This is a genomic window from Paenibacillus darwinianus (assembly GCF_000598065.1).
Taxonomy (GTDB): Bacteria; Bacillota; Bacilli; order Paenibacillales; family Paenibacillaceae; genus Paenibacillus_I; species Paenibacillus_I darwinianus.
This window is the reverse complement of record NZ_KK082223.1, coordinates 1-4,953: the sequence shown is the minus strand read 5'-3', so window position 1 is coordinate 4,953 and position 4,953 is coordinate 1. Positions and strand designations below refer to the sequence as shown.

General features: G+C 60.5%; 7 protein-coding genes. 6 read left to right on the top strand and 1 reads right to left on the bottom strand.

All coding sequences use genetic code 11. The features are described 5' to 3' along the window. A partial coding sequence (locus BG52_RS14615; protein WP_036667593.1) for a nucleotidyltransferase family protein occupies positions 1-349 on the bottom strand: 349 nt, incomplete at its 3' end. A 117-nt stretch (positions 350-466) separates the two neighbouring features. On the opposite strand from BG52_RS14615, the gene BG52_RS14610 reads away from it, so the two are divergent. From BG52_RS14610 to fabD, 6 genes are all read left to right on the top strand, one after another. Then, positions 467-979: a YceD family protein gene (locus tag BG52_RS14610; RefSeq protein ID WP_036583867.1), complete on the top strand. Its 513-nt coding sequence runs from the start codon at positions 467-469 to the stop codon at positions 977-979. Between the two features lie 61 nt (positions 980-1,040). Further along, complete coding sequence (gene rpmF / locus BG52_RS14605) at positions 1,041-1,214, top strand: 50S ribosomal protein L32 (protein WP_036583869.1); 174 nt, start codon at positions 1,041-1,043, stop codon at positions 1,212-1,214. A 301-nt stretch (positions 1,215-1,515) separates the two neighbouring features. Continuing rightward, positions 1,516-2,106, top strand: coding sequence for a transcription factor FapR (fapR, locus tag BG52_RS14600; RefSeq protein ID WP_190287555.1), 591 nt, complete (start codon positions 1,516-1,518; stop codon positions 2,104-2,106). Continuing rightward, positions 2,090-3,094: a phosphate acyltransferase PlsX gene (gene plsX / locus BG52_RS14595; protein WP_036583874.1), complete on the top strand. Its 1,005-nt coding sequence runs from the start codon at positions 2,090-2,092 to the stop codon at positions 3,092-3,094. The genes fapR and plsX overlap by 17 nt, the downstream gene beginning before the upstream one ends. After that, the gene (locus tag BG52_RS14590) at positions 3,087-4,073 is read left to right on the top strand and encodes a beta-ketoacyl-ACP synthase III (protein ID WP_036583877.1); all 987 of its coding nucleotides are present in this window, start codon (positions 3,087-3,089) and stop codon (positions 4,071-4,073) included. The genes plsX and BG52_RS14590 overlap by 8 nt, the downstream gene beginning before the upstream one ends. Before the next feature lie 24 nt (positions 4,074-4,097). Continuing rightward, a partial coding sequence (fabD, locus tag BG52_RS14585; RefSeq protein ID WP_036667592.1) for an ACP S-malonyltransferase occupies positions 4,098-4,953 on the top strand: 856 nt, incomplete at its 3' end.

Below are 4,953 nucleotides of genomic sequence, written 5' to 3'. Positions count from 1 at the left end.
CCGCCGCGATCCGGCGAAGCGTGCCGATATCGCCGCTCTCGCTGCCGAAGCAAAGCGTGTCCACCACGCCGGCGGCGTCCAGTATTGTGACTGCGCCGCGGGCGAACCACTCGGCCGCGTGGGTCGCGTAGGATACCGGAAGCTCGATGACGAGGTCGCAGCCGCCGCGCAGCGCCATTTCCGTACGGGCGCGCTTTCCGGCCAGCGCAGGTTCGCCGCGCTGCAGGAAGTTGCCGCTCATGACGGCGACGACCGCGTCCGCTTGCGTAACGGCGACAGACTGCTTAAGATGGTACAGATGGCCGTTATGAAACGGGTTATATTCGACGACGATTCCGACAGTGCGCATCTGATCCCTCCGCATACGGGGTGTTTGTAAGTTAAATCGACTATATCATGCCGGGAAACGGTTGACAAAAGGCTTCCGGAATCGATATAATTATTTTTGTTTGTTTGGAGTGATTCTATGAATATTCATATGCAGGAACTGATCGCCAAAGGCATGACGCGTTCGTTCCATACGTCGCTAGACGTTGCGCCACTGCTCAAAGACCGGCCGGACGTGCTTCGTTCGAGTCCGCTCGCCGTCGCGCTTGAGGCCCGGGGTGAAGAAGGAGCCGTCCGTGTGGGCGGAGAGCTATCCATCGAATTGGAGCTCGCCTGCTCGCGCTGCCTGACGCCGACGACCGAGAAGTTCGTCATTCCGTTCCACGAGTTTTTCAGGCCGGCTTCCGACAACAAGGAAGCGGATGAGGAAGAAGACGAGGTTATCGTTGTCGAAGGCGATTCCTTTGATCTTCTGCCTTTCGTGGAGCAAGCGTTTCTGCTTTATCTGCCTTTCGCCCCGCTTTGCGGAGACGCCTGCAAGGGTCTTTGTCCGCAATGCGGCGCCAATCTGAACGAAGGGGAGTGCGGCTGCTCCCGCGAACGGTTGGATCCGCGCATGGCGGCGCTGAAGGATTTTTTTAAACAAGAATAACAGCCTACAATCATGAACGTTATCGTTCGGATCGTGCAAGTCTCTGAAGGAGGTGGGAAACATGGCAGTACCACAAAGAAGAACGTCCAAAACGCGCCGCGACAAGCGCCGTACGCACTTTAAGCTGTCTGTACCGGGTATGGTTAAGTGCGAGCAGTGCGGAGAGTTGAAGCTTGCTCACCGTGTATGCAAGGTTTGCGGATATTACAAAACGAAAGAGATCATCAAGCAATAACATAACCGCCTCGGCGTCCGTCCGTCGTGCCGTTCGCCGCTTGCTGCGGGTTGGCATCCGAAAGGACGGGCGTCCGGCGATTAGTACTTCATCTTCGGTGAGGTGCTATTTTTTTTGCCTGATGCCGCGCCGCACGGTGTATGTCTGCTTAACCGCGGGGGAGTGCCGACCGTTGATTCCACCCGCGATTTTATTTATACTTAATTAGGACCTGGTTTTAATAGCAGATGCCGATATGGCGGCAGTCGGATCGCCGCGGCGCCTACCAATAATACAAAAGGCGGTGCGCTTCATGGAACGTCTGCCTAAGCGACAGCGGCACCAGCAACTGTCCCGACTGATCGAGGAGAATCCCTTCATTACGGACCGGGAGCTGACCCGGCAGCTGAAGGTCAGCATCCAGACAATCCGGCTCGACCGGCTGGAGCTGGGCATTCCCGAGCTGCGGGAGCGGCTGAAGCTGATGGCCGAGCGTTCGTACGATTCGGTGCGTTCGCTGCCGCTGCACGAGGTGATCGGCGATATCGTCGATCTGCAGCTGGATAAGAGCGGCATCTCGATGTTCGAGATCCGCGGGGAGCACATTTTTTCCCGGACGGGCATCGCACGCGGACATCATGTGTTCGCGCAGGCGAACTCCCTGGCCGTTGCGGTCATCAATGACGAAATCGCGCTGACGGCATCCGCCGACATCCGCTTCGTCCGGCAGGTCAAGCTGGGTGAAAAATGTATCGCAAAGGCATATGTGCGCTCCGCCGGCAGAAGCAAGGCCAAGGTGGAAGTGTTTACCTATGTGGGGGAAGAGATGGTTTTTCAAGGCCATTTCATCATATATCGATCTGCGGGAGAACATGGAATCGAGGAGGTTGACGAACGTGCGGATCGCGATTGATGCGATGGGAGGAGACCACGCCCCGGCGGAAATCGTAAAAGGAGCGCTGGAGGCCGCGGCCGAATGGCGGGATACGACAATCGTACTGGTCGGCGACACCGGTGTGCTGGAAAAGCTTGTGCAGGGAGCTCCTGCCAACTTGGAGCTCAGGCACGCATCGGAGACGATTGCAGCGGAGGAAGAGCCCGTCAAGGCGGTTCGCCGCAAAAAGGACGCTTCGATGGTCGTTGCCGGCCGGATGGTGCGGGAAGGCGAAGCGGATGCAATGATATCCGCCGGCAATACGGGCGCGTTGATGACGACAGGGCTGCTGATCGTCGGCCGCATGGAGGGCATTGAACGGCCCGCGCTGGCGTTTGTGCTGCCGACAATGGACAACATCGGCGTACTGGCGCTCGATCTGGGCGCGAATATGGATGCGAAGCCGGAGCACCTGCTGCAATACGCGTTGATGGGCAGCATTTACCGTGCCAGCGTGCACGGCATAGCCGAGCCGCGGGTCGGGCTGCTCAACGTCGGCACGGAGGAAGCGAAAGGCAACGAGCTGACGAAGGCGGCGCACGACTTGCTGGCCGGCGCGCCGATCCATTTTGCCGGCAATGTCGAAGCCCGCGATGTTTTGCAGCGCAGCTGCGATGTGCTGGTATGCGACGGCTTCTCCGGCAATATTTTATTGAAGGCGATGGAAGGCACGGCGAGCGCGATTTTCGGCGTTCTGAAGGAAGAGTTTACGCGCAGCTGGCGGACCAAGCTGGCGGCGGCCATCATGATGCCCGGTTTGCGGGGCATGCGCAAGAAAATGGACTACAAGGAGCATGGCGGAGCTCCGTTGCTCGGCATCAACGGGCTTGTATTCAAAAGCCACGGATCGTCCGATGCGCGAGCGGTCAAAAATGCGGTTCGGCAGGCGCGTTCTGCCGTCCAGGCCGGGCTCATTCGTGTGCTTTCGGCCGAAATCAGCGGGAAGCAGGTGGGCCTGAATGACTGAACAGGCAGTCGGAATTATCGGCTCGGGCAAATATGTGCCGGAGCGAGTGTTAACGAATCAGCAGCTGGAGCAAATGGTCGAGACGAACGATGAATGGATTGTGAGCCGCACCGGCATCCGCGAGCGCAGAATCGCGGCAGAGTACGAGGCGACTTCGGATCTGGCGTATCAGGCGTCCGTTCGGGCGCTGGCGGCGGCCGGACTGACGGCGGAGGATCTCGATCTGATTATCGTTGCGACGGTCACGCCCGACATGTTTTTCCCGTCAACGGCCTGTCTGCTGCAGGATAAGCTGGGCGCCCGCAGGGCGGCGGCGTTCGATCTGTCCGCAGCGTGCTCGGGCTTCATCTACGGGCTGGCAACCGCGACGAGCATGATCAAAAGCGGCATGTACCGGCATGTGCTTGTCGTCGGCGCGGAATGTCTGTCGCGGATTACCGATTATACGGACCGCAACACCTGCATTCTGTTCGGCGACGGGGCAGGCGCGGTCGTAGTCGGTCCGGTGGCCGAGGGCCGCGGCTTCAAGTCGTTCGAGCTCGGAGCGGACGGCTCCGGCGGCGAATTGCTGAAAGTGTGCGGCGGCGGCTCGCGGATGCCGTCGACGGCTGAGACGGTCGGCAGCAAAGCTCATTATATTTACATGGCCGGCAGCGAAGTATTCAAGTTCGCCGTGCGCATCATGGGAGGCGCGGCCGAGGATGTGCTTCGCAAGGCGGGTTTGGAGAAGAGCGATATCGATCTGCTCGTCCCGCATCAGGCGAACATCCGCATCATCCAGTCGGCGCTTAACCGTCTCGATCTGCCGGAGGATAAGGCTATGATCAATCTCGATAAATACGGCAACGTTTCGGCGGCGTCGATACCGATCGCACTGGCCGAGGCGGTGGAGCAGGGCAAAGTGAACGAGGGGGACTGCCTTCTGCTCGTCGGTTTCGGCGGCGGGTTGACCTGGGGCGCATCGGTTCTCATCTGGTAATCAAGTTGTCGGGAGGTTAGAGGCTTGGGTAAAATTGCATTTGTATTTCCCGGTCAGGGGGCGCAGTCGGTAGGCATGGGCAAGGACGCTTACGAGAGGTCGGAGCGGGCGAGAGCGGTATTTGCACAAGCGGACGCCGCGCTCGGCTTCGCGCTAAGCGACGTTATCCTGAGCGGGCCCGAAGAAGCGCTGAAGCAAACCGCGAATACGCAGCCCGCTTTGCTGACGGCAAGTGCGGCGCTGCTGGAACTCGTCAGAGACAGGCTGCAGCCGGATTACGTCGCCGGGCACAGTCTTGGCGAATACAGCGCGCTCGTCGCCGCAGGCGTCATGACGTTCGAGGACGCCGTTCGCACGGTGCGCGCGCGCGGCGAATTCATGGAGGCCGCAGTGCCGGGCGGACAGGGCGCGATGGCGGCGGTGCTCGGCGCGGATCGCGACAGACTCGCCGAGCTGTGCGCGGCCGTTACGGCCGAGACGGGAACCGTCGAGCTTGCCAACGTCAATTGCCCGGGCCAGATCGTCGTCTCGGGCAGCGCGTCCGGCGTGGCGGCGGTTGTGGAGCGCGGCAAGGAAGCCGGCGCCAAGCGGGTGATTCCGCTGGAGGTCAGCGGTCCGTTCCATTCATCGCTCATGAAGCCGGCCGCGCAGCGGCTCGAGGCGGTGCTGGCGAGTGTGGCGATGAACGACGCGTCGGTGCCCGTGGTGGCGAACGTGACGGCCCGTCCGGTGACGAAGGCGGCGGACATTCGGGGTCTGCTGTCCGAGCAGGTCGTGTCGCCGGTCCTTTGGGAGGATACGGTCATGTGGCTGATCGATCAGGGCGTGAACCGGTTCGTCGAAATCGGTTCCGGCTCGGTGCTGGCCGGACTCATCAAAA

Coding starts and splice junctions, on each gene's coding strand:
- BG52_RS14610 (WP_036583867.1), top strand. CDS start 467: ATGAATATTCATATGCAGGAACTGATCGCCAAAGGCATGACGCGTTCG.
- BG52_RS14590 (WP_036583877.1), top strand. CDS start 3,087: ATGACTGAACAGGCAGTCGGAATTATCGGCTCGGGCAAATATGTGCCG.
- rpmF (WP_036583869.1), top strand. CDS start 1,041: ATGGCAGTACCACAAAGAAGAACGTCCAAAACGCGCCGCGACAAGCGC.